At 63.2% G+C, this 24,762-nt stretch carries 20 protein-coding genes, 1 other RNA gene and 1 pseudogene; 12 read left to right on the top strand and 10 right to left on the bottom strand.

Features of this window, described 5'->3' with window-relative positions; all coding sequences use genetic code 11:
- Positions 1–77: 77 nt before the first annotated feature.
- The 4 genes from ssrA (at position 78) to ASD52_RS00900 (ending at position 1,747) form a co-directional block, all read left to right on the top strand.
- Positions 78–441: a transfer-messenger RNA gene (gene ssrA / locus ASD52_RS36550) on the top strand.
- Positions 442–552: 111 nt separating this feature from the next.
- Positions 553–1,068 carry an SspB family protein gene (locus ASD52_RS00910; protein ID WP_025427677.1) on the top strand — a complete coding sequence of 172 codons (516 nt, stop codon included), beginning with the start codon at positions 553–555 and terminating at the stop codon, positions 1,066–1,068.
- 20 nt (positions 1,069–1,088) lie between these two features.
- Complete coding sequence (locus ASD52_RS00905; protein WP_025427678.1) at positions 1,089–1,298, top strand: DUF4169 family protein; 210 nt, start codon at positions 1,089–1,091, stop codon at positions 1,296–1,298.
- A gap of 212 nt (positions 1,299–1,510) precedes the next feature.
- A complete protein-coding gene (locus tag ASD52_RS00900) occupies positions 1,511–1,747 on the top strand; it encodes a ribbon-helix-helix domain-containing protein (protein WP_025427679.1) in 237 nt (78 codons plus the stop codon).
- Here ASD52_RS00900 and ASD52_RS00895 read toward each other — a convergent pair.
- Positions 1,727–2,611 (bottom strand): GGDEF domain-containing protein, encoded by an 885-nt coding sequence (locus ASD52_RS00895; RefSeq protein ID WP_025427680.1) that lies wholly within the window; start codon positions 2,609–2,611, stop codon positions 1,727–1,729. The two genes, ASD52_RS00900 and ASD52_RS00895, sit on opposite strands and share 21 nt — an antisense overlap.
- Before the next feature lie 401 nt (positions 2,612–3,012).
- Between ASD52_RS00895 and ASD52_RS00890 the strand changes: the two genes are divergently transcribed.
- Positions 3,013–3,804: a hypothetical protein gene (locus tag ASD52_RS00890; protein WP_025427681.1), complete on the top strand. Its 792-nt coding sequence runs from the start codon at positions 3,013–3,015 to the stop codon at positions 3,802–3,804.
- Between the two features lie 389 nt (positions 3,805–4,193).
- Here ASD52_RS00890 and ASD52_RS00885 read toward each other — a convergent pair whose 3' ends face one another.
- Entirely contained in the window at positions 4,194–7,931 is a 3,738-nt protein-coding gene (locus tag ASD52_RS00885) for an AsmA-like C-terminal region-containing protein (protein WP_025427682.1), read from the bottom strand.
- 167 nt (positions 7,932–8,098) lie between these two features.
- Positions 8,099–9,505 carry an FAD-linked oxidase C-terminal domain-containing protein gene (locus tag ASD52_RS00880; RefSeq protein WP_025427683.1) on the bottom strand — a complete coding sequence of 469 codons (1,407 nt, stop codon included), beginning with the start codon at positions 9,503–9,505 and terminating at the stop codon, positions 8,099–8,101.
- A 311-nt stretch (positions 9,506–9,816) separates the two neighbouring features.
- On the opposite strand from ASD52_RS00880, the pseudogene ASD52_RS00875 reads away from it, so the two are divergent.
- A pseudogene (locus tag ASD52_RS00875) lies at positions 9,817–10,253 on the top strand (DUF1772 domain-containing protein).
- A 76-nt stretch (positions 10,254–10,329) separates the two neighbouring features.
- Here ASD52_RS00875 and ASD52_RS00870 read toward each other — a convergent pair.
- On the bottom strand, positions 10,330–13,470 hold the full coding sequence (locus ASD52_RS00870; protein WP_025427684.1) for an efflux RND transporter permease subunit: 3,141 nt from the start codon (positions 13,468–13,470) through the stop codon (positions 10,330–10,332).
- On the bottom strand, positions 13,467–14,651 hold the full coding sequence (locus ASD52_RS00865) for an efflux RND transporter periplasmic adaptor subunit (protein WP_025427685.1): 1,185 nt from the start codon (positions 14,649–14,651) through the stop codon (positions 13,467–13,469). Before ASD52_RS00865 ends, ASD52_RS00870 begins: the two co-directional genes overlap by 4 nt.
- Positions 14,652–14,967: 316 nt before the next feature.
- Here ASD52_RS00865 and ASD52_RS00860 point away from each other — a divergent pair, with 316 nt between their 5' ends.
- The 4 genes from ASD52_RS00860 (at position 14,968) to ASD52_RS00845 (ending at position 19,591) form a co-directional block, all read left to right on the top strand.
- The gene (locus tag ASD52_RS00860; protein ID WP_057211137.1) at positions 14,968–15,789 is read left to right on the top strand and encodes a cyclase family protein; all 822 of its coding nucleotides are present in this window, start codon (positions 14,968–14,970) and stop codon (positions 15,787–15,789) included.
- 132 nt (positions 15,790–15,921) lie between these two features.
- Positions 15,922–16,326, top strand: coding sequence for a carboxymuconolactone decarboxylase family protein (locus tag ASD52_RS00855; RefSeq protein ID WP_025427687.1), 405 nt, complete (start codon positions 15,922–15,924; stop codon positions 16,324–16,326).
- Between the two features lie 135 nt (positions 16,327–16,461).
- Positions 16,462–18,906: a UvrD-helicase domain-containing protein gene (locus ASD52_RS00850; RefSeq protein WP_025427688.1), complete on the top strand. Its 2,445-nt coding sequence runs from the start codon at positions 16,462–16,464 to the stop codon at positions 18,904–18,906.
- A gap of 382 nt (positions 18,907–19,288) precedes the next feature.
- Positions 19,289–19,591: a hypothetical protein gene (locus ASD52_RS00845; RefSeq protein WP_128090488.1), complete on the top strand. Its 303-nt coding sequence runs from the start codon at positions 19,289–19,291 to the stop codon at positions 19,589–19,591.
- A 34-nt stretch (positions 19,592–19,625) separates the two neighbouring features.
- On the opposite strand, the gene ASD52_RS00840 is transcribed toward ASD52_RS00845, so the two are convergent.
- The 4 genes from ASD52_RS00840 to ASD52_RS00825 form a co-directional block, all read right to left on the bottom strand.
- Positions 19,626–20,072 carry a DUF488 domain-containing protein gene (locus tag ASD52_RS00840; protein ID WP_025427690.1) on the bottom strand — a complete coding sequence of 149 codons (447 nt, stop codon included), beginning with the start codon at positions 20,070–20,072 and terminating at the stop codon, positions 19,626–19,628.
- A 51-nt stretch (positions 20,073–20,123) separates the two neighbouring features.
- Positions 20,124–20,585, bottom strand: a complete 462-nt coding sequence (locus ASD52_RS00835) for a GNAT family N-acetyltransferase (RefSeq protein ID WP_025427691.1) — start codon at positions 20,583–20,585, stop codon at positions 20,124–20,126.
- A gap of 190 nt (positions 20,586–20,775) precedes the next feature.
- Positions 20,776–21,417 (bottom strand): cysteine hydrolase, encoded by a 642-nt coding sequence (locus ASD52_RS00830; RefSeq protein WP_225906331.1) that lies wholly within the window; start codon positions 21,415–21,417, stop codon positions 20,776–20,778.
- Positions 21,418–21,547: 130 nt separating this feature from the next.
- Complete coding sequence (locus tag ASD52_RS00825; RefSeq protein WP_025427693.1) at positions 21,548–22,222, bottom strand: phosphoribosyltransferase; 675 nt, start codon at positions 22,220–22,222, stop codon at positions 21,548–21,550.
- A gap of 248 nt (positions 22,223–22,470) precedes the next feature.
- Here ASD52_RS00825 and ASD52_RS00820 point away from each other — a divergent pair, with 248 nt between their 5' ends.
- Positions 22,471–23,715 (top strand): GGDEF domain-containing protein, encoded by a 1,245-nt coding sequence (locus tag ASD52_RS00820; RefSeq protein WP_025427694.1) that lies wholly within the window; start codon positions 22,471–22,473, stop codon positions 23,713–23,715.
- Between the two features lie 107 nt (positions 23,716–23,822).
- Positions 23,823–24,323, top strand: a complete 501-nt coding sequence (locus ASD52_RS00815) for a CreA family protein (RefSeq protein WP_025427695.1) — start codon at positions 23,823–23,825, stop codon at positions 24,321–24,323.
- Positions 24,324–24,405: 82 nt separating this feature from the next.
- On the opposite strand, the gene ASD52_RS00810 is transcribed toward ASD52_RS00815, so the two are convergent.
- Positions 24,406–24,702: a hypothetical protein gene (locus ASD52_RS00810; protein ID WP_025427696.1), complete on the bottom strand. Its 297-nt coding sequence runs from the start codon at positions 24,700–24,702 to the stop codon at positions 24,406–24,408.
- Between the last annotated feature and the right edge of the window lie 60 nt (positions 24,703–24,762).

The raw sequence follows: 24,762 nt of genomic DNA, 5'->3' as shown, positions 1-24,762 counted from the left end.
TTTTTCACGGCTGCCATTCATGTCAAGGCGTTTGGCATGTCAGGGGTTTTGGAAAAGCTGCGATATATCCGTGCTTTCCCCTTTTCTTCAGCGCCGGAAAGACCTATATGACAGATGCCGTCTTCGGGCGGCTATGGCAATAAACGGGCGGTGAAATAAACCCATTGGACCCGGGGGCGGTACCCGGCGCCTCCACCAAAAACCGGTCGAGATTTCGATGACCGGCTTTTGATGGGGGCGAAATAGGATCGACAAGGGCGTAAAGATCGACTTTTTGCTCGGCATTGTACCACCGTTATCGGGCTAAACTTATAGTTGCAAACGACAACTATGCTGAAGCACGTCTCGCTGCCTAACGGCGGTGCGACACTTCAAATCAAGTCCTTCCGGGTAGCACCGTAAGGCGGGGTCCGAAGGCACCTGGCAACAGAAGCCTTCACCTTCTCCCCCGCTTCGAAATGGTCTATAGATGCTTGAATAATTGACTCGTCATATCGAGACGGGCAATGGAAAGCCGACAGTAGAATTGAGTTCGAGAAAGACGGGAATCTCATGGGCCAGGACCACATTCGCTACGACATTCTGGCGCAGGACGCGCTTCGCGGCGTCATCCGCAAGGTGCTGACCGAGGTTGCGGCCACCGGCCACCTGCCCGGCGAGCACCATTTCTTCATCACCTTCCTGACCGGCGCGCCGGGTGTTCGCATCTCGCAGCACCTGAAATCCAAGTATCCCGAGCAGATGACCATCGTCGTGCAGCACCAGTTCTGGGAACTCAAGGTTTCCGAGGCCGGCTTCGAAATCGGCCTGTCCTTCTCCGATACGCCGGAGCGGCTGGTCATTCCGTTCAATGCCATTCGCGGCTTCTACGACCCCTCGGTCAATTTCGAACTCGAATTCGACGTGGCGACGGCCGAAGAGGAAGAGGCCGAATCGGCGGAGATCACCGCCTATCCCGTTCCTGAAACCGATGGCGAAGTGCCGCCCAAGGACCCGGAAAAATCCGGCGACGCCAAGAACGGCGGCGGCTCGGTGGTTTCGCTCGACTCCTTCCGCAAGAAGAACTGAGGCAAGCGAAAGGACGCGGCATGAGTGGTGACGTCGTCAATCTACGCCAGTTCCGCAAGCGCAATGCCCGCGCCGAAAAAGAAAAGCAGGCCGAACAGAACCGCATCTCGTTCGGCCGCACCAAGGCCGAGAAATCGCTGACCGACGCCTTGAATGCGAAGGCGGCAAAGGCCCTCGACCAGGGGCGCCGCGAACCTTCCGGCGATCGACCTGACGAGGCCGAGGACTGAAGCGCCGCGCGCACGAACGGCTGCGGAACGTTTAAAGCGTTACAGCGACCTTTGCGCGTCTAATAAGACGCGCGGCGCTGTAGAGATCGCGACGCGCTTTAGAACGTCGAACCCGGCGCACGACCTGCAAAAAAGCGATTCCGCTTCAATGACTTGCAGCAACGTCCCGAATCAAACCGCCAACGACTTGAATCAATTTGCGAGCTCCGGCGATGATCCGAAAACACTCCGCCACCTTGCACGGCCACCGCACCAGCTTCTCGCTGGAAGATCCGTTCTGGTTGGAGCTGAAGACGATCGCGGCCGCCCGCGCCATGCCGATCGCCCAACTGATCGTCGAGATCGACGATGCGCGTGGCGCCGACAGCAACCTGTCTTCGGCGCTCCGCGTCTACGTTCTCGACTGGATCAAGGCGAATATAGAGCTGTCAGCGGCCAGCGACACTTGACGGCTCTTCGCCTGGCTCATCGCGGCCGCTTCCGAATGTCTCGGTGAAGACGCCTGCAAGCCCCTCGCGCAGCTGGTTTGCCATCGCCCTGATGCCGCCCGGCCGACGCAAATACTCGACCAGGCAAACCCGGTTGCGCCCGGTATTCTTGGCGAGATAGAGCTGGTCGTCGGCGATCTTGAAGACATCCTCATAGTGGGCGGGATAGCTGAACAGCGCCACACCGACGCTGACAGTGACTGGCTCTGCGCCCGGCGCGATCGCCTGCCCGCGCTCGGCCACCGCCAACCGAATTCGCTCCGCCATCGCCCCTATCGTTTCGGGACGGGCATAGGGAACGAAAACGCCGAATTCCTCTCCGCCGAGGCGCCCCGTCAGGCCGCTACCGTCCACTGCCTGGCGCATCTCGGTTGCTATCGCCACCAATGCCTGATCGCCGGCCAGATGGCCGTGGCAATCGTTGATGCGTTTGAAGTGGTCGGCGTCCAGCACCATCAGCGCCGACGTCGGCGGAAACGGCTCGAGGTCCTGATCGGCAAAGAATGCGGTGACATCCGATGTGAAGGCGGCACGGTTGAGACAGCCCGTCAGGCCGTCATAGCGACTGGCCAGCGTCAGAAGATCGTTGGCAAGTGCCAACTGTTGGAGCTTGATGCCGATGAAGGCGAAAAGCGGGATGGCCAGCAGCAGCGGAATGAACAGCGCAAGGCGCATTGAGGTCGCCATCAGCTCGCCGCCGAACGGGACGATGTAGTAATAAGTGATGAGAAGGGCAACGGCCGTGCAGCCGGCAGTGCCTGAAAACGTCCAGTTCATGATCCAGATGATCGCGCGGCGATCAAGGCCCTGCTCCAGCGACTTCATGCCACCCCCCGTTGCAGGCCTCACTGTGAAGGCAGGATGCTAACTCCTGCTCAATCAATCCATTAGGATTTTAGGGGTCTCCCCATTTCAGCGCGCAAAAGCAGGCATTCGGCGCAGGAGCGGGATTGCCTTCACAAACCAGATGCATGCCTCAGCACCCGTCCCTGAACACACCAATCCGGGAAAATTTGAAGCACACGCCGACAGAAACATAGACTTGAGATTGCAACTGTGGCCCATCCCACCGGTTTCTGTGTGCTTGGCGCCACAGCTCGGGCATTTCGGTAACGCTTGATCCGGCAATAAACGCGAATGGGCTTGTTTAGACTGCACTAATTTCAAACAATCATACAGTTGCCAGCGCACGAGAGTCGCTGGCTGGACAGGAGAGGGAGGAACCCATGAAGCTCTATGCTCGTATCGGTCTGGCCACGTGTTTGACTTTGTCATCGGCCGCCATCGCCAGCGCCGCCGATATCGCACCCCTTCTTGCACCCACAGCCCAACAGCAGGAGACGGAGAGCGGCTGGAAGTTCACCGTTGCACCCTACTTCTGGATGGCGGGCCTGACGGGCGACACCGCCCAGTTCGGTCTCCCTGAGGTGCACATCGATTCAAGCTTCGGAGATATCTGGGACCATCTCGATTTCGCTTTCATGGCGACGGGCGAAGCCCGCAACGGGCCCTACAGCATCTTCGGCGACGTGATCTATACCGACCTTTCCGCCGACGGCCACACGCCGAACGGCATTCTTGCCAATAGCGTCGATGTGAAATCGAAGACCTTTGCCGGATTGCTTGGCGTCGGTTATGCGATCTACGAAGATCAATCGTCCAACCTGGATTTCGTCGGCGGCCTGAAAGTCTGGTCGGTTGATTCGACGCTTTCGTTCTCAGGCGGCCTGCTCAACGGTAGGAAACGCGAAGACAGTGCGACATGGGTCGATGCGGTCGCGGGCTTGCGCGGCGCCTATTATTTCACGCCCGAGTTCTATATGACCGGCTGGGGGCTGGTCGGTGCGGGCGGCGCGGATCTCGACTGGGATGCAGCGCTCGGTCTCGGCTACAAGTTCACGGATACGATCTCAGTCGTCGCCGGCTACCGCGCACTCGGCGTCGACTACAGCGACGACGGCTTCAAGTTCGACGCCGTGCAACACGGACCGATCCTCGGCGTTGCCATCCACTTCTGAACCGGGACGCGGCGACGCTTCGCAATCCTGGCCGAAAGATTCTATGCTCCAATGCGAGCTGGAGACCCAAGCATTTCCAGGAAAAGTGCGAGGCGGTTTTCCGTCAGGAAATGCGTAAGAACAAAGAGACAGAGCATTTCTGCGACTCCGCTTAAACTGGAAACGATCCAAGCGTGATCGTCCGGTGTGAGCACGCGGGCGACAAACCGCACAGCTGCACGCCCGACGGCACGCACAGCTACAGCGACCTTTGCGCGTCTTATTAGACGGGCAAAGGTCGCTGTAGCACTTTGAATTGCTGCCTGTTGTTATCCTTAAATCGAATAGGATTTAAGGAACCATGCAGTAGGCCAACGCCTATGCGGCGCGCAACCGCGATGCCGGCAAGACTATTGCACGGTAATGTCGGGCAAGACGTCGAAATTCAGCCCCTGGCCGCCCGGTTTCTGCGGGCCTTCGACGGTACCTGTATTCGGCTGCGCCTGCGCTGGCGCGCCCAGCTGCTGTTGCTGCTGGCGTTCGCGTTCGGCCTGAGCAGCCTCTTCCGCCGCCTTGCGGGCCGCCTCGGCGCGGGCGGCGAGATCCGCCTTCACCCGCTCCGCCTCGACTGCCGCAGCGGCGCGGCGCCGTTCTTCGGCGATCGCCCGCAGGCGCTCGACTTCACGCTGCTGCGCCTTTGCCTTGTAGAGCTGCACCTCGCGGCGCAGCCGCTGCTTCTCAAGCACGTTGGCCTGCAGCGTCTCGACGCGCCGGCGCTCGCGCTCGAAGGCCCGAAGCGAGAGGAAATTCGAGAGATCGGCAACATCGAGGCTGACGCCTGGCGATGCCAGCAGTCCCGCGAAGCCGAGCCGCACGCGCGGCTCAGCGCCAGCAAGCGCCTCGTCACCCGGACGGAAAGTCATGTCGATGCCGGCATCGATGCGTTCTGCCGCAAGGTCGAGCGACGCCTCGCCGGCAAAAGCTGCGTTGCCGTCGGCGGCCGTCACGTTCTGTGCCCGCAGCACGCCGCCGGCGATGCTGAAGGGCACCTTGACCACACCGACGACCGACTGGCCCGAAAACACCGTCGCCTCCGCCGCCTGGCGGATCGCGTCAGCTGAAATCTCCATCTTCAGCGCATCGGCAGTCGCCATCAACTGCGGCAGGGCGGCGCTGTTGATGCCGTTGAGTGTCACGCCGTTGAAGGTCGCAGTGCCCGAGCCGCTTGCCGAATGCGCCATGGCTTGCGCGTTCGCGCCCGATGCCTCCAGCGCCACGGACAGGTCGAAGGTGCCGGTGGCAACCGGCGCGCCTGCCCGCATCCAGCCCGCCTGCGCCAGATCGCCGCCCTTGACGTCGAGACGCGAGCGCAGGAAGCCGGAACCGTTGGCATTGCCGATCTGCACCCGGCCCTCAAGTTTGCCGCCGAGCCAGTCGCCGGTCGCGTCGGTGAAGGCGATCTCGTCGCCCTTCCATTCCATCTTGCCGACAAAATTTCCAACGGCGCCGTAGAAGCCCGGCCAGAAATTGGCCGCCTGCACATCCAGGGCCACGTTGAGGCCGGTCCAGGCCGCCTGGGCGACCGGCGTTTTCGACAGCGCGCCGGTCGACATGTCCTGAACCTGGCCGAGGATGCCCTCGGCGAGCCAGGCGAGATCGAGCGTTGCAAGGTTGATCTGGCCCTCCGCCTTGCCCGGCACCTTGCGGTCGATCGTCAGCGCGCCTGCAAAGCCGTTGTTATCCGCCTTGCCTTCGACCGTTGTAAGGGCGATCGCCTCCGGTGTCGTCGCCACGTCGGCCGAAACAGAGATCGGCAGGCCACTGCCCGTCTGTGGCAGGGCGATGCCCTGCTGCAGCAGATAAGGTTCGAGGTCTTCCGTCTGCAGCGTCAGCTTGGCCTGGCCCTCGAGGAAATGGTCGCGCGAAAGATCGAAGCTGCCCTTGGCGGCAAGCGCCGTCTTCTCAGTGGTAAAGGTCACCGTGCCATTGGCGTTGGAGCCATCGGTGCTCTGCAGCTTGACCGAGAGGATGCCGTTGGCGTCCGCATCGAATGGCAGCGGATCGAACCCGGCCTGGCCGAGCAGCAACAGCGTCTGCGGGTTTTCGAGCGTCGCTTCGAGCAGCATGCCCTTGCCGGCAAGCGCCTGGGCCATGTCGGGCGCCTGATAGCTGGCGGCGATCTTGGTGCCGTTGGCCGTGCCGAAGATGCCGAAGGTCGCGGGCGCGTTGCCTTCCTTGTTGCCGGCGGTCAGCGTCACGTCGAAGGCGGCGTCCGTGTAGTACGGGCCAGCCTTGGTCAGCCGACGAAGGGCCGGATGATCGACGGCGTGCCGGCCGATCATTTCCAGGAACGGCGTCAGATCGTTGGCCGCGAGCTTCATCTTGGCCGAAATGACGGGCTTTGCGAGATCGCCGCTGGCGCGGCCGGAAAAGGCAAGCTGCGCGCCGGCAAGCGAGCCGATCGCCACGCGCTCGGCCTGTAACTGGCCGTTCTTGAGCGTCACCACCGCCTGAACGTCGCGGGCATCTTCGCCGAAGGCGGAGAACTCGTCGGCCGAAAGGTCGGCAGCGATCGCGTGCTGCATCAATGTCGAGGTCGAGGCATCGCCGGCGACGAGGCCAGCCAGCGCCTGCAAGGCTTCGAGATCGATGCGGTTGCCGTTCAGCTGCAGCGAAAGGTTCGGCTGCTGCTCGGCGAAGGACTGGCGCTCGAGCCGCCCCTTGAGGCTGGCATCGCCGGCCGCGACTTCAAGGTTTTCGAACTGCTGCAGCGTGTCGGTCAGGTTGACGGTTGCCGAAAAACCCGCGGTCTTCAGCTTGCGGATGGCCGGGTCGACAGAGCCGGCCAGCCAGCTCGCCAGCCCCGACGGCTGGTTGGACGCGAGCAGCAGGTCGCCGCGGAAGGAGCGCTGACCCTTGAGGTTGAGCCGTCCCTTGGCCTCGAGCTGGGTGCGACCGGGCAGAAGCGCCACGACATTGTCGATTACCCATCCGGCGCCATCAGGCTGTACGTCGATGCGCACGTCGCGCACCGTCGTATCGCCGATGACGATCGCCGGCAGCTTCAAACTGGCCCTGCCCGGCACCTGCGGAATGGGAATGTCGGCAGCGATCGCCAGCATCGCTTCCAGCCGCTGGCGCATGGAGATCGCCGGGTCGCGCCCGGTCTTGCCGTTGCTGCCGGAATTGCCGATGCGGCTGACGTCGATCTGCTGGCCGTCGGCAATTAGCAGGAACTTCTGCTCCTTGCCGGTGTCGAGCGTCGCCTCGCCGGTCACCACGTAAGGATCATCCGAAGGACCGACCTCGAAGCGATACTCCGGCACACGGATGCTCTCATTGGTCAGCTGGAAATCGCCGTTGATGCGCAGCGGCGCATGGTCGTCGACTTCTTTGGCCTCGCCCTGCGGGCGGTTTTCGGTCAGCGTGAAGCGGCCGCCGTAAAGCGGCTTGAAGTCGACGATCTTCAGCGCGCCATCGAGCTCGACGCCGAATGGACGCTTGTCCGGCGTCACCCGCGCCTTGAGGCTGAGCGCGCCCGCCTCGTCCACCTTGTTACTGGCAAAGGCAAAACTGCCGGCCTCGCCGTCCAATGCCGCACGACCTTCGACCTTCCAGGGGCCGGCCAGCGACCGGGCCGAAAGATCGGCGGCAAGGTCGGTCACGCGCCGGGTGCGGCCGGTCTGCTCGTCGATGAATTCGATCTCGCCCTGGGTGATCTCTACGTTTTCAAGCACCACCGTCTTGGCGGGGATCGCCGTGCGCGTACCACGCGCCCAGTCGAGCGTACCGTCGGAAAGCAGCCGGACCTTGGCCTTGGGCCGGTCGAGGCGCATGTCGAAGATTAGCGCTTCGCCACTCAGGAACGGCGCAAGCTCCGCGCTCATCGAGAATTGTTCGACCTGGATCAGCGGTTCGCGCGCATCGCTGCCGCCGACACGCACGTCGTTGAGCGTCACGGTCGGGAACGGGATCAGGCGTGCGTCGACGCGGCCGTGCACGACGACGGGTTTGCCCATGATGCGGCTAGCCTCGCGCTCGAATTCCTTGCGGAAACCCGTCCAGTCGATGAACCACGGGGCGATCAGCGCCGCAAAGAGCGCAACAACCACAAGACCGCCGATGGCAACCAGAATTCGCGAAAGCACCGTGCCTACATTCCCATCAAGTTCTCGGGGCGCCTGTCGACGCCGTCTGCGTCCATATGAACGCCAAAGGGACGTTTCCGTCCATTACAATTGCGCGGGCGCGCCCGCCTTTGCCCCAAAGGGGTAGTGGCCGCGCGGCCGCGTGTCCCCTCGCCCGTCGTCTCGCGTCAGGCGAAGATCTTGCCGGGGTTGAAGATATTCTGCGGGTCGAGAGAACGCTTGACCTGCCGCATCAGATCCAGCGCGTCGCCGAGTTCGGCTTCGAGGAACGGCATCTTGCCCTGACCGATGCCGTGTTCGCCGGTGCAGGTCCCGTCCATCGACAGCGCCCGCGCATTCAGCCGCTCGACGAAGGCCTCGGCCCGCGCCACGTCGGCGGCGTCCTTGTCGTCAAACAGCAGGCCGACGTGGAAGTTGCCGTCGCCCGCGTGGCCGACGATCGGTGCCGTCAGACCGTGCTGGGCGATGTCGTCATGGGTCGCCGCAACGCAATCGGCCAGCCGCGAGATCGGCACACAGACATCGGTGGAGAGAATTGCAGCCCCGGGGATCAGGCTCTTCTGGGCCCAGTAGGCGTTGTGCCGCGCCTTCCACAGCCGCGCCCGCTCTTCCGGGTTGGTCGTCCAGATGAAGCCACTAGAGCCGAATTCCGACGCAATTTCGGCAAAGTGCCGCGATTGCATCTCGACGCTCTCGCTGTTCCCATGGAATTCGACAAAAAGCGTCGGCGTTTCCTCATAGGAAAGGCCGGAGTAGCCGTTGCACGCCTTCATCTGCAAAGCGTCCAACAGCTCGATGCGGGCGACCGGAATGCCGGACTGGATCGTCAGGATCACCGCGTTGCAGGCATCGGCAATCGTCGGGAACGGGCAGACGCCGCCGGAGATGACCTCGGGAATGCCCTGCAGCCGGAGCGTGATCGAGGTGATGATGCCGAGCGTGCCCTCGGCCCCGACGAAGAGCCGGGTCAGGTCATAGCCGGCAGACGACTTGCGTGCCCGATGCGCGGTGCGCACCTCGCGCCCGTCTGATGTCACCACCGTCAGCGCCAGCACATTGTCCTTCATCGTGCCGTAGCGCACCGCGTTGGTGCCGGACGCCCGCGTCGAGGCCATGCCGCCGATCGAGGCGTTGGCGCCGGGATCGATCGGGAAGAACAGGCCGGTGTCGCGCAGATAGGTGTTCAGCTCCTCGCGGGTGATGCCGGGCTCGACCCGGCAATCCAAGTCTTCCGCGTTGACCTCGAGCACCCGGTTCATCCGCATCATGTCGACGGAAATGCCACCGTTCGGCGCGTTGACGTGGCCCTCGAGCGAGGATCCGGTGCCAAAGGGAATGAGCGGCACGGCATTTGCGGCTGCGATCGCAACGATCTCGCGCACCTCGTCGGCACTCTCGGGGAAGACGACGCCATCGGGAAGCTGCGCCGGGATGTAGGTGGTGGTGTGGGCATGCTGGGCACGGATCGCTTCGCCCGTCTGGAACCGATCGCCGAATCGGGCAGCAAGCTGCCCCTTTGCGGTTTCGATCCCGGTTTCGTTTCTCGAGCCAGCTCTGATCGCCTTCAATGCCACGGAAAACGTCCCTTCTTCATGCCATTCGCGCTGCCCCATTCCGACATAGGGGAAGCGCTTTCATTTCAAGGCGCTACTGTGCAAATCGGAATCACTTTGTCCAGACGTTCACGCAGTCTCCGGCAGACTATCGCGTGAAAACGCCGCTGGTGAGACCTGAGGGTCACAAAGCTTTCGCATTGCGACGGATAACGTCGATCAGAATTCCCTCCCGGATCTGCCCTTGAGCCGGCAGCTCTGCGCCCAACGACGACACCTATCGTTGTGCAGCCCCTGACGGTATATACTGAAGGGAGAGAGGAGAAGGTCAAATGCTCGGTCTGCTCGCTTTGTTTACCGCAGCGGTATTCTTCGGCGCCGCCGTCTACATCAACGTCGCCGAACACCCGGCAAGGCTTCACCTCGATGAGCGGCCCTCGCCCAATGGGTGCCGGCCTACCGGCGAGGTTTCGAGATGCAAGCCTCGCTCGCAATCATCTCGGGCCTGCTCGGCGCTGCCGCATGGTGGCAGAGTGACAATGCACTTTGGGGCCTAGGGGCAGCAATCATCATTCTGAACTGGCCCTACACGATCCTCGTCATCATGCCGATCAACCGACGCCTCGAGGCAACGCGGCCGGATGAGGCGAGCGAGGAAACCCGCGCGCTTCTCCGCCGCTGGGCGAGGCTCCACGCCGGCAGGAGTGCGCTGGGCGCGATCGCAGCGGTGGTCTTTCTGATCGCCGCCTGGCTTGAACTTCAGGGTTAGCGCTTTTTAGAGCCAGGGAGCAGCGCGACAGGCGGTCAGCGTTGACATCTTCGCTGCCGACGCTGAGAGCCCGCCGCTATTTCGTTTCGAGCGCGGCCGCCGCTTCCATTTCCTCGTGCAGCTTGCGCTCCTCGTCCGCATGCGGCTTCGTGAGCCCAGCAATGACGAGATAGGCGACCGGCGTGAGATAGAGCGTCACGACCACGGCAAGGCCGAGCCCGCCGACCAGCACCCAGCCGAGCGCAATGCGCGCCTCGGCACCGGCACCGCTTGCCAGCACCAGCGGCACCGCGCCGACGATGGTGGCGATCATCGTCATCATCACCGGCCTGAGGCGAATGTTGGCGGCGTTCTCGATCGCCGTGCGCACATCCTGGCCGCGATCACGCAGCTGGTTGGCGAATTCGACGATCAGGATGCCGTTCTTCGCCATGATGCCGACAAGCATGACCAGGCCGATCTGGCTGTAGATGTTAAGCGTGTTGCCGGTCATGATCATCGCAAAGATCGCGCAGGCAAGCCCGAGCGGCACCGTCGCCATGATGATGAAGCCGCTGATGAAGCTTTCGAACTGCGCCGCCAGCACCAGGAAGATGATGACGAGGGCAAAGCCGAAGGTGATGACGAGGCCGTTGGCGTTCTCGTTGAGGGTGGCAGCCTCGGCCAGCGGCATGATGCGCGAGCCCGGCGGCAGCAGCGGCTCGGCCATCTGCTCGACCATGGTCAGCGCCTCACCGAGCGCCAGGTCGGACTTGAGCCCGGCCGACAGCGACACGGCGCGAAGCTGCGATTCGCGCGAGAGCTGCGGCGCCACGGCGGTTTCCTCGACGCTGGCGATCGTCGACATCGGCACGATCTTGCCGTCGCCGGCTTTCAGAAAGATGTTCTGCAGGTCGGTCGGGTCGTTGACCGGATTGGTCGAGGACAGGAGCTTGACCGGGTAGGATTCGCCGTCGACATAGACATCGACGACGCTGTTGCCGTCGAGCATCGCCTGCAGCGCCCAGGCAAGGCCGCCGATATCGACGCCCATGTCGGATGCCCGCTCGCGGTCGATGGTGATCGAAAGCTGCGCCTGGTTGGCCTCATAGTTCAGCCGCACATTCTCGAAACGCCCGGTGTCTTCCATCTGGCGCACCAGCTTTGCCGCGGCATCGCCGAGCTTGGTGTAGTCGTTACCAACAAGCGCCACCTGCAGGCCGCTGCCGGCGCCGCGAATGCCGAGGCTGTTGGGCTGCATCGCAAACACCCGCACCGAGGGGATGCGCGCCGTCACCTTGTTGATGTCGGAGACGATCTGCTGCTGGCTGCGGTCGCGCTTGTCCCAGGGGGCAAGCGTCAGCACCATGAAGCCGCTATTGGCCGAACCACCCTGGCCGGAGATCGAGAAGATGTTGTCGATCTCGCCGGATTTGACCAGCGGCTGCAGCCCGTCCTCGATCCGGCGCATCTGCGCCTGCGCATATTCCAGCGACACGCCCTGCGGCGCGTTGATGCGCATCATCACCTGCGAGCGGTCCTCGCTCGGTGTCAGTTCCGATTTCAGCGTCATGAAGCCGATGCCGCCCATGGCGGTGAAGAAGGCGGCAACGACGAAGACGATCAGCGGCGCATTGAGGCAACCGCGCAACGTGACCCGGTAGAATTCCGAAGCCCGTGCCCCGAACCGGCGCATCGGCCCCGGCTTCTCGTTGTGGGCCTCCTTTGTCAGCATGCGCGATGCCAGCATCGGGCAGAGCGTCAGCGACACGAAGGACGAAAGCAGGATCGAGAAGGCGAGCACGAAGCCGAACTCGCGGAAGAGCCCGCCTGTCTGGCCCGGCAGGAAGGACAGCGGCACGAACACGGCCGCAAGCGTCGCGGTCGTCGCCAGCACCGCGAAGAACACTTCGAGCGTGCCGTGCACGGCCGCGGCCCTTGGGCCCAGCCCTTCGGCCCGCCGTCGCACGATGTTTTCCAGAACCACGATCGCATCATCGACCACGAGCCCCGTGGCGAGCACGATCGCCAGCAGCGTCAGGATGTTGATCGAGAAGCCGGCCATGTAGATCGCCGCCACCGTCCCGATCAGCGCGATCGGCATGGTGATGGTCGGGATCAGCGTTGCGCGCCAGTCGAGCAGGAACATGTAGATGACGAGCGTGACGATGAAGATCGCCACGCCCAGCGCAATCTCGACCTCGTGGATGGCGCCGTTGATGAAGACGGCGTCGTCGCTGGTGATCCTGAGCTGCGTGCCCTCGGGAAGAATCTGCGTCTGGATCGTCTCGACGACCTTGCGCACGCCCTCGGAAATATCGACGGTATTGGATTGCGCCTGGCGGATGATGCCGAGGCCGATGCCCTGGCGGCCGTTGGAGCGCAGCGCCGTGGTGCCTGAATCGGGTCCGAGCGTCACCGTGCCGATGTCGCGCAGCCGCACATTGTTGACGAGGATGAGGTTTTCGAATTGCTCCGGCGTCTGCAGGTCGGCGGTGGCGCGCACCGAAATGTCCTGGCTGGCGCTCGTGAGCTTGCCGGCCGGCACGTCATAGGAGGCGTTGGCAAGGGCCGTCCTGAGGTCTGCCACCGTCACGCCGCGCCCGGCAAGCTTGGCTTGGTCGAGGTCGATGCGAAAGATTTTTTCCTGGTCGCCATAGACGGCAACGTCGGCGACGCCCTCGACGGCGGCCAGCCGGTCGCTGATCTCGTTTTCGACGAGCAGCGTCATGTCTTCCATCGACATGGTATCGGAGGTCAGCGCCAGGCGCATGATCGGTTGGCTGTCGGCGTCCGCCTTGACGATGCTCGGCTCGTCCGCCTGGTCGGGCAGCTGGTTGCGAACGCGCCCCAGCGCATCGCGGATATCGTTGGCCGCCTGGCCGATGTCGGTGGTGTCGGAGAATTGCAGCGTCACGCGGCTGCGGCCGAAGGACGAGGTCGAGGAGATGTCGCGGATGCCCTGCACGCGCGAGACCGCACCTTCGACGACCGATGTCACCTCGCGGTCCATGGTCTCGGGTGCTGCACCGTCGAGCGTCGTCGTCACGGAGACGACCGGCTGGTCGACCTGCGGCAGTTCGCGGATCTCGATGCCGTTCCAGGCCGCAAGGCCGGCGACGACGATCAGCGTGTTGACGACCAGGGCGAAGATCGGCCGGCGGATGAAAAGCGCGGTGAAGCCGGTCTTGCCGGCCTCGCGCGCGGTCTGGTGGCCGGGTTCCTTCGCGCCGCTCACTTCCCGTCCTCCGCGACCTTCTGCGCGGCATCGCGGCGCTCGCGCCCGGCAATGCGCACGTCGCCGCCGTCGCGCAGCCGCTGCACACCTTCGGTGACGACTTCGTCGCCTTCGCTCAAGGCCGCATCAACCAGCACCTTGTCGGGGTTGCGCTGGATGATCTTGACCGGAACCCGCTCGCTCTTGTCGGCGCTGACACGCCAGACATAGGAGCCTTCGGAGCTCCACTGGATCGCGAGCGGATCGACGGTCGGATAGGTGTCGCCATCGAATGCCATGGTCACCGAGAAGGACATGCCCGCCCGCAACGTGTCGTCAGGATTTTCCAGCCGCGCCCGCACGCGCAGCGTCCGGCTTGCCTGGTCCAGGCGGTTGTCGATGGCGTGAATGACGCCCTCGAGTTGGCTGCCCGGCTGGGCAATGGCGTGCGCTGTCACCGGCTGGCCGACGACGATCTTGCTCGCAAAACGCTCCGGCACCCAGAAGTCGACGAGGATTTCCGAGCGGTCGTCGACCACGGCGATCGGCGTCGTCGTGGTGACGTAGTCGCCGACATTGACGGTGATGATGCCGACAACGCCCTGCGACGGCGCAACGATATCGCGGCGCTTGAGGTCGAGCTCGGCGGTCTTGAGCGCAAGCTCCGCGGCCTGCATGGCGATTTCGGCGTCGCGCACGTCGACGGCGGTCACCGCGCGCGCTGTGCTGAGGTTGCGATAGCGCTCCAGTTTTTCGCGGGCACTGTCGCGCGTCAGCCGCGCCTGGTCGGCAGCAATCTTCTGGTCGTCGCTATCGAGCTTGGCGATCACCTGCCCCTGCGCCACCTTTTCGCCGGAGCGCACGAGAATTTCGGTGAGGTTGCCGGTGGCCGTCGGCGTCACGGTGACGGAGTGGATCGCCTCGCCGTTGCCGATCGCGTTCAGCCGGTCATTGACGACAGACGTTGCCGAAGGGCGAACCATGACGAGGATGGCGTCGTTGCCGCCCTGCCTGCGTCCGCCGCTGCCTTGGCCGCCCTCGCCCCCAGCGGCACCGCTCTGCTTGGAGATGGCATCGATCAGCGGATGCGAGACACCGATCGCGGCCAGCGTTTCGCCTGCTCCGGGCACGAACCGCACCCAGACGCCGGCACCCACCAAAAGCACAACGGCGCTCACCGCCAGCTGTTTCCAAACCCGCATTCATGTCTCCAAATATGCAAAACGCGCTCCTGCGCGGCACGCGCCGGCGGAACGTTCCGATTTGCCCAGAGTATCGTTGTTCGCACCTTTGTGGGCAACGGCGGAATGCCATCATTACGCAATTGTAATAAAAGCGTATTTGTTGGCGGCATGATGACATCAGCGCCATCGTGCGCCGGCAATCGCGATCGCCGTGTCATTCCATCAAAACGCACGGGACAAAGACCGTTTACAGCGATTTCCTCTGAGGTATCCTGCAACCGCTGGCAGCCATTGCCATCAGGTTTCGACCGGTTCTTGAGAGGGAAGCAAAGACATGTGCGATGCGTGCGTCATGGAATCCGTAAAGCAGAAAATGTTGTCCCGCCGCAGCTTCTTCAAGGCAGCAGCCGTCGGCACAGCGGGCATCGCCGCCGCGAGCGCCGGTATCGCCCCGCCGGCGCTCGCCCAGGGACACACCGGCGTCACCGACCTCACCCACGAACTCTACGAGGAGTTCCCGACCTTCTTCGGCCAGCAGCAGTTCTTCCGCGAGCAAAAGTTCAGCTACGCCAAGGACAAGTTCAACCTGTTCGAGCTCCGGGTGAACGAACACACCGGCACCCATGTCGACGCGCCGCTGCATTTCTCCGCCGATGGTCTGTCGGTCGCCGAGCTGCCGGTTGAAAAGCTCGTCGTGCCACTCTGCGTCGTCGACATCCGCGAGAAGGCGTCCGCCGATGCCGATGCGCAAATAACACCCGACGACATCAAGGCCTGGGTCGCCGCCAATGGCGACATTCCGGAAAACGCCTGCGTCGCCATGCTTTCCGGTTGGGGAGCGCACCTTGGCACTGACAAGTTCCGCAATGCCGATGCAAACGGCAAGATGCACTTTCCCGGTTTCCACGCCGAGGCGGCGAAATACCTGCTCGACGAGACCAAGGCGGCCGGCATCGCCGTCGACACGCTTTCGCTCGACCATGGCCCCTCGCCTGATTTCGCCACCCACTATGCCTGGCTGCCGGAAGGCCGCTGGGGACTGGAGGCGGCCGCCAACCTCGACAAGGTGCCCGTCAAGGGCGCGACCCTCGTGCTTGGCGCGCCCAAACACCGCGGCGGCACCGGCGGTCCGGCGCGCGTGTTTGCGCTCGTCTAGAGCATACCCAGGAAAAATGCGAAGCGGTTTTCCGTGAGGAAATGCGTACAAGCAAAGAGGGATACCAACCTGCCGATCCGGCGGCGTCCGCCGCCGGACGCCCCCCGATTGACCCTATGACCAGGAGACGTCATGAGCACCATCGCCCCGCCTGCCGATCCGGAATCCGACGCGCGCGTAAAAGCCGTGTTCGACGACATTCGCGCCACCCGCAAATCGGATTTCATCAACAATATGTGGCTGTGGCTCGCCTTCGATGCCGACCTGCTGGAGCAGACCTGGCGCGACGTCAAGGCGGTGATGGCAACGCCCTCCGCGCTCGATCCGCTGGTCAAGGAAATGCTCTACATCGCCGTTTCCGTCAGCAATGGCTGCGGCTACTGCGCCCATTCGCATACGGCTGCCGCGAGAGCCAAGGGCATGAGCGACGCCGAACATGCCGATCTCTTGCGCGTGATCTCACTTGCCGCCAGAACCAACCAGCTGGCGACCGCCTTGCAGGTGCCGGTGGACGCTGCCTTCGACAGGACGGCCTGACGGCGGTGAGCGCGAGAATAAGCGGCTTCGAAATCGCCTGTCTTTCCACAGGCTTGGTGCGGGTGGCGCAGAAAACGGAATAAAAGAAGAACATCCTTTCTGGCCTTTCGCCTCCGAATCACTACATTGAGCCGCATGATGAGTGGTTTCGACGACATTCCCTTCTTCGACGAAGAGCCGGCCCCGCGCAAGCAGCCGCCAGCAACGGGCGGCATCGCCGCGCGCGCCATGGCTGCCCGCGACCGCCAGCAGCGCCCGGATTATCTCTCCGGCCTCAATCCGGAACAGGCCGAAGCGGTCGAATCTCTGGATGGCCCGGTGCTGGTTCTCGCCGGCGCCGGCACCGGCAAGACCCGGGTTCTCACCACCCGCATCGCCCATATTCTTTCCACCGGCCGCGCCTTCCCCTCGCAGATCCTTGCGGTGACCTTCACCAACAAGGCGGCGCGCGAGATGAAGGAGCGCGTCGGCGTGCTCGTCGGCCATGCGGTCGAGGGCATGCCCTGGCTCGGCACCTTCCACTCGATCGGCGTCAAGCTGTTGCGCCGCCACGCCGAGCTGGTGGGCCTGCGCTCCGACTTCACCATTCTCGACACCGACGACGTCGTCAGATTGATCAAGCAGATCATCCAGGCCGAGGGCCTCGACGACAAGCGCTGGCCGGCCAAGCAGTTCGCCGGCATGATCGACGGCTGGAAGAACAAGGGCCTCGACCCGGCGCAGATCCCCGAGGGCGATGCCCGCGCCTTTGCCAACGGCAAGGGCCGCGAGCTCTACGCCGCCTACCAGAACCGGCTGCGCACGCTGAACGCCTGCGACTTCGGCGATCTGCTGCTGCACCCGATCCGCATGTTCCGCAGCAATCCGGATGTGCTGAAGGAATACCACGACAAGTTCCGCTACATCCTCGTCGACGAATATCAGGACACCAACACCGCGCAGTACATGTGGCTGCGGCTTCTGGCGCAGCGCGCCAAGGGCGTGCCGCAGAACGTTTGCTGCGTCGGCGACGACGACCAGTCGATCTATGGCTGGCGCGGCGCGGAAGTGGACAACATCCTGCGCTTCGAAAAGGATTTCCCCGGCGCCAAGGTCATCAAGCTCGAGCGCAACTACCGCTCGACCGAGCATATTCTCGGCGCCGCCGCGCATCTGATCGCCCACAACGAGGGGCGCCTCGGCAAGACGCTGTTTACCGAACGCACCGACCCGGATGACGAGAAGGTGCAGGTGCACGCCGCCTGGGACTCCGAAGAGGAAGCCCGCGCCGTCGGCGAGGAAATCGAACAACTGCAGCGCAAGAGCCACAAGCTCAACGACATGGCGATCCTGGTGCGCGCCTCGTTCCAGATGCGCGAATTCGAAGACCGCTTCGTCACGCTCGGCCTGAACTACCGCGTCATCGGCGGCCCGCGCTTTTACGAGCGGCTCGAGATCCGCGACGCCATGGCCTATTTCCGGCTCGTCTGCCAGCCGGCCGACGACCTTGCCTTCGAGCGCATCGTCAACACGCCGAAGCGCGGCCTTGGCGACACCACCATTCGCACCCTGCACGACTATGCCCGCGCCCGCGACGTGCCGATGCTTGCGGCTGCGACTGACATCATCGAGACCGACGAACTGAAGGCCAAGGCCCGCAAGGGGCTGTTCGATGTCGTCGCCGATTTCCGCCGCTGGCAGAGCCTGCTCGAAACCACGCCGCACACCGAACTTGCCGAGCAGATCCTCGACGAGAGCGGCTACACGGCTATGTGGCAGAACGACAAATCGGCCGAAGCGCCGGGCCGGCTCGAAAACCTCAAGGAACTGATCCGCTCGATGGAAGCCTTCGAGAGCCTGCGCGGCTTCCTCGAACACGTCGCGCTGGTGATGGACGCCGAGCAGAACGAAAACCTCGATGCCGTCTCGATCATGACGCTGCATTCGGCCAAGGGGCTGGAGTTCGACACCGTGTTCCTGCCCGGCTGGGAGGAAGGCCTGTTTCCGCACCAGCGCGCGCTTGACGAGGGCGGCCGCTCCGGCCTCGAGGAAGAACGCCGTCTTGCCTATGTCGGCATCACCCGGGCAAAGCACCGCTGCCACATCTGGTTCGTCTCCAACCGCCGCATCCACGGGCTGTGGCAGTCCACCCTGCCCTCGCGCTTCCTCGACGAGTTGCCGAATACCCATGTGGAGGTGGCCGAGACCGAGCAGTCCTATGGCGGGTACGGCCGCGGCGGCTATGGCCAGTCGCGCTTCGACAAGGCCGATCCCTTCCAGAACAACTACTCCACCCCCGGCTGGAAGCGCGCCCAGCAGAACCGCTCGGATGCGACGCGCGACAACTGGGGCTCGCGCTCCGGCCACGCCGTCGAGCGCATCGGCTACGGCGAAAGCGGCCCGCGCAGCCGCACCATCGATGGCGAACTGGTGGCGAAATCCACCAGCACCGAGCCCTCGCGCTTCACCGTCGGCGACCGCGTCTTCCACATGAAGTTCGGCAACGGCAACATTTCAGCGATCGAAGGCAACAAGCTGACGATCGACTTCGACAAGGCCGGGCAGAAGCGCGTGCTGGATGGATTTGTCGAGAAAGCGTGAGCGCAACGAGTCTGCTAGGCTGGCACATCAGGTGGCAACCAGTTGGGACAACGGACGATTTGGATTGCCGGCATCGGATTCTAAATCGCCCAGGCGGAACGGCCAATATGATTGACACCTCCCGCACCGTCGAAGTCAAAAAATCCTGGCCCCAATTGATAGGAATCCTCGCCGCCGCCGCAGCACTGTCGGCGGCTTCCCTAACAACTGTACTGAACTGGGTGTAGAAGCAGGTTCTGGTCGCTTGTTGTTCGCCCGCTATCTCGGCTCGATAGCTTGGCCCGCTGCATTCCTGGGTGTACTCGTCCTCTACGTTCCGATGCGACGCAGCGTTATCATGTTGTCCCCTCAGGGGTTTAGCGATGCTCGACTGGCTCCGAGCATGATCCCCTGGCCCGCGATCGTCGGCCTCAATCCGATCGAGTATCACAAACAAAAAATGATTGTGTTGACACTCGATCCGAACACGATCGGCCGCCTACATAAGAAAATTGGCGCGAAGATTCGGCGAAGCGGCATGTTTGGAACACCCAAAGGGCTCCTAGTGGTCTCGCACGGCCTTGCCATTACTTTTGCCGAGCTACATTCACTACTCCTTGCCTACCATCGCGACCATGGCCACAAGGCTGATGTTGTTCAAACAGCTTGCGAGTACGGGAGCGTTCATCAAGAGCGTGACGGTTGAAGGAGACGGCACAGCTGCTGGCGACTGTCAGGTCCTACAGATGCTCGACGCGAAGGCGGCCTCCCCAACGATCGTTGAGATATTCGCAGACGAGGGTGCGGTGGCAGCGGTGCGGTTTGTCCTCGGCGCAGAGCAGGCAGGCGCCCTGCAGCGCCTCCGGCTTCACGTGCTGCTCGACCTTGCGCTCCGCCATCAGGTCGAGAAAGTCCCGCGAAAAGGTCTTCCAGTCGCCCTTGTCGGTCTTGTAGGCCTTCATGATCGCCTCGGTGGGCGCAAAAAGCGGCTGGTGCACATAGTCGATACCGCCGATCTTCTTCAGGAAGAACGCAAGGTCATTGGCCTTGGCGAAGCCGGCAAGCTGCGAGGTATTGTGCAGCCGGACATCGACGATCGTCTTGACGCCGGCCTTCTGCAGGCGATCGAAAAAATCTTCCGCCGATGATTTTGTGAAGCCGATCGTAGAAACCTGCACGTTGTCCATCGCGTCCACCCCAGTTGCCCGCTGTCACACAGCCTTCAGCCAAGCTAAAGCCTAGATCATCTTGCGGTAGACGAGAAAGCCTGAACGCTCCGCCACCTTGTCGTAAAGTGCCATCGCTGTGGCATTGGTCTCATGTGTCTGCCAGTAAACCCGCGGCGAGCCGGCCGTGCGGGCGGCCTCGTAGACGCCTTCGATCAATGCCGCGCCAACGCCCTTGCCGCGCGCAGCTTCGCTGGTGAAGAGATCCTGGAGATAGCAGTTCGGCCCGATGGACGTCGTGCTGCGGTGAAAGAGGTAGTGGGTGAGCCCGACCAGCCGTCCCTCGTTTTCGGCCACCAGCGCGTGCATCGGCTCGTAAGCATCGAAGAATCGCGACCAGGTCATTGCGGTGATATCAGGATCGAGCGCCGTTGCACCCGACCTTCCATAAAAGGCGTTGTAACCATCCCAGAGCGGCAGCCATTGCTGGTAATCGCTGCGGACAATCGGGCGGATGCGAACTGCGTCGGTCATATCTCTATCCTGCTGGATCGATGCGAATGAACTATGGGGATGATGGCGTGATGTCTTTCCATTCATAGCCTGCCTGCGCAAGGCGTGCTCAGCCCTCAAGGGGCGAAGGCGCCACGGTCTTCGCGATTGCGAGGACCGTGCACCCACTGAAACAGCCCGAGCTGGAGCGGACCAGCGACAAAGACTGCCGCTACATTCGGCCCTTGGCCATCGCCCCGATGATCTCGTCCACGCCGGTCAGGATCGCGTCGCCCATGAAGGCGATGTTGTCCATCGAGCGCTCGCCGGCCTCGTGGTGGCCGGCGCCGCAGGCATCGCGGATGACGATCGGCACCAGCCCAAGATCGGCGCCATGGCGCACCGTCGGATCGATACCGATTTCGGTTGCAATGCCGCAGATGGCAAACGAGGTCAGTCCGAGATCGCGCAGGATGATGGCAAGGGGCGTGCCCTCGAAGGCCGAGAACGTGATCTTGTCGAGAATGGCCTCATCGTCGCGCGGCGCCAGTTCCGCCACCAGCTCGAAGCCCGGCGTGCCGCGCAGGAACCAGGGCTTGACGGCATCGGGATCGTCCGTGCGCTGCCAGGCCATCGCCTGGCGCATCTGGAACGCGCCCATCAGCGGCTTCGGCATCGACAGATGCCGCAGAAAGATGATGGGATAGCCGCCGGCGCGCGCGGCCTCCAGAACCTTCAGCACCTCAGCCAGGATCGCCGGGCCATTCTTGACCTGATTGGTGATCCCCGCCTGCATGTCATAAACCACCAGCGCCATCCGGTCCGGTCGGCAAAAATCGGCAAGCGTTTTCCCAATGTCCAGTGAAACTGCCATCATTCCCCTCTTCCGGCCCACCTCCTCCGGCGGCCGTCCTCACGCTTCAATCAAGCACCGGGAATGTGGCGCGGCGGTTCCAAGGTTTCAATACGGCCGGAGGCAGATGTTGGCGGTAACAACCTCCGTCTCAAGCGTCATCGCACCCGCCTGCCCTCGCCCTGCTGATCAAGGTCATGACCTCGGCATCCGAGGTCTGCTCGAAGTCGCGGTAATGCAGGCCGACGGCGCGGAAGAAGGCGGGGGTGGAGAGACAGACGATGCCGTCGACCGACGGCCGCAGGCTTGCGAGCGCGCTCGCCGGCGCAACGGGAACCGCCAACAGCAGGCTACGCACACCGGTCCGGCGCAGCGCCTGGATCGCCGCGCGGATCGTGCCGCCGGTGGCAATGCCGTCGTCGACGAGCACCACATTGCGATCCCTCGGCGAATGCGGCTCGCGATCGCCGAGATAGAGCACCCGCCGTCTTGCGATTTCCGCGCGTTGGCGCTCGGCTTCGGCGGCGATGTAGCCGCGCGGCGGCCGCACCAGGCGCACGGCCTCGCGGTTCAGCACCAGTTCCGCCTCTTCGCCATCGACCAGTGCGCCAAGCCCGAATTCCTGATGACCCGGCGCGCCGATCTTGCGCACGATCAGCACCTCAAGCGGTGCGCGGAGATACGTGGCAATCTCGAAGGCAACCGGAACGCCGCCGCGCGGCAGCGCCATGACCAGGGGCTCCGGCGGCGCCTCGACGGCCACCGCCTGCGCCAGCCTGCGGCCGGCGTCGGCCCTGTTTTCGAAGAACACCGGTCCCGTGAACATGTCGCCTCTCCCGGCCCGCAGAAGGCCGCTTGAACCGCCTGGCACCGCGTCACCGCCGACGAAACGCCTGACCATCCGGCAGTTGTCACTCCGCATCGGTGGACAACCGTGTCAATTTCGGCAGTCGCTAAAATTGCAGCGATTTCCGCCGGGTTTCGTTAAGGCGCCAAAGCTACCAATTGACCCCTGCATATTTGGCATTGACGTAAGCCGCCTTCCTCGATTTTAGCACGACAGGCCGTTTCGAAATGAGCTTTCTCCCCGCCCTATCGATCATATGCCTACTGGTGATGCTGCCGGTACTGCTTTCGCTGCAGAAATCATCGATGCCAGGCGCTGCGGAGTTCGCTTCCGGCTGTGCCATGACAGCCATTGCCATGACACTGGTGATGCTGGCCGAGATCCAGTCTCTCCGGCCGCTGCTGCTTGTCGGCTTTGCGTTTCTTGCCATCGCCTGTCTCTTCGTACTCGCCGGGTTCCGCTCGTTCTTCGCTCTACCCAGCTGGAGGCCGGCAATCCTGCCGCTCGGCGCAACGATGGTTGCAACCATCTCGGTTCTGGCTGCGTTCGGCGCTGAGAGTACCGCGGCTCGGGCGCTGATCACGCTCGGCATCGCCGCCGCCGTCTTCGTGGTCGCCTCCATTTCCGTCCTGAGGCTGCGCACAGCGAGCGACCCGACAACACGGAAGGCAATCGTCATCGGTGCCGCCATTGCCAGCGTCACGCTCCTGCAGATCGCCGCGATCTCGCCCCCTTCCCCCGTGAACGAGGCGGGCCCGGCTCCCCTTGTTGCTTGGAACTTTCTGCTGGCTGCGATGTGGCTGCTCTACATGCCCATCCTGTTTCTCGGCGTCATCCTGATGACTCATGACCGCGTCATCGCCGATCTCAAGACCACGATTGCCCGCGACGAGTTGACAGGAGCGCTGTCGCGGCGCGCCTTCATCGAACTTGGCGAACGCATCTTTGCCTCGTGCACGGCGCACGCGCGCCCCGCCGCCTTCCTGCTGCTCGACCTCGACTATTTCAAGCAGATCAACGACCGCTATGGCCATGCGGCCGGCGATGCCGCGCTCGGCCATTTCGCCGACACGGTCACCGCCTGCCTTGCCGGACGCGGCACATTCGGCCGCATCGGCGGCGAGGAATTCGGCGTGGTGCTGTCTGACCATACCGAAGGCGAAGCGTTTCTGCTGGCCGAGGAGATCGGCCGTACGGTCCGCGTCACCCCCGTCGGACGTTTCGGCCAGCCGATCCGATTGACTGTCAGCATCGGCATTGCCAGCGCGGGCCTTGGCGATACCATGACCGACGTGATGATCCGGGCGGACATGGCACTCTACGCCTCCAAGGCCGACGGACGCGACCGCTGCACCATCGCCGGGAGGCTGCAGCCAGACGCCAGCGGTCGCGTGCTTGCCGCTGCCGCCGCACAGCTTCGCGCTGCCGAGGCCTATTCGCTCGCACCGCAACTGCTGCGCGACACCGGCTGATCCGGGAACCTCCGCTCAGCCCGGTTCACGTGTCCACCTTGCGCTGGCCATCTTGCATTGATTGGGGCAGAACCTATGTGAACGGTGCAAACCACCGGAGGAAATTCATGTCCCGTTCGTTCCGCGTCTTGATGCTAGCCAGCCTTGCCGCTTTCGTAACGACAGTCTCTCCCGCCCGGGCCGAAACCGTCGGCGAAGTCGGCGTCGACTGGCTCGGCAACGACATCATCGTCGACGCGGTCAGCGATCCCAAGGTCAAGGGTGTGACCTGTCACGTCACCTATTTCGATCGCGGCGTCATCGATAGGCTGAAAAACGGCAACTGGTTCGAGGATCCATCCAACAACTCGATCGCCTGCCGCCAGACCGGCCCGATCGAGATCGGCGACATCGACCTTTCGAAAGAAGGCGAGGAAGTGTTCCGCTCCGGCTTGTCCTTGATCTGGAAAGACCTGCTCGTCACCCGGATCTATGACCGCAAGAACGACACGCTGATCTATCTTGCCCACTCGCGCGAACTGACCGACGGCTCGGCCAAGATGTCGATCACGACGATCCCGCTCTACGGGCAGACCGTCAACTGGCAGGAAGGCAAGCCGAAGCCCTGACAAAACGAACCCTCCCGGAAGAGTGTTCCAGGAGGGCTTTGTCACCGGCCAGTCCCCACAACTGGCGTCAGGCCATCGATGCTCAATAGGTAGGCGGGACGATACCCTGGTAGTAGTCGCCGTCACCACCCTGATAGCGATCAGTTAACGGCTGCTGGTAGGCACGCGGAACGGTTCTGTAGATACTGCCTGTCGACATCCTATCGACTGGAGCAACGGTGGTGCGCATCGGGGCGACCCTGGCGCGATACTGTGTTCCGGGAGGATTGTTCGCGTCGATGCCCTGATAGTAGCTGTCAGCCAGAACTGGCCCGGCGGCGCCGGCAATGAGCGTTGTTACGGAGAGCGCGGCAATGAGTTTCCTTACAGACATGGTCATAGGTTCAACTCCTGTTTCAAAAATACGGTACCCGGCCTCCGAACAGGTACGCTGCGACAA

This window comes from Ensifer sp. Root142 (assembly GCF_001426785.1).
In the GTDB taxonomy this organism is placed as follows: Bacteria; Pseudomonadota; Alphaproteobacteria; order Rhizobiales; family Rhizobiaceae; genus Ensifer; species Ensifer canadensis.
Note: the sequence above shows the minus strand (reverse complement) of the source record. Positions and strands in the feature narration are given on the sequence as shown.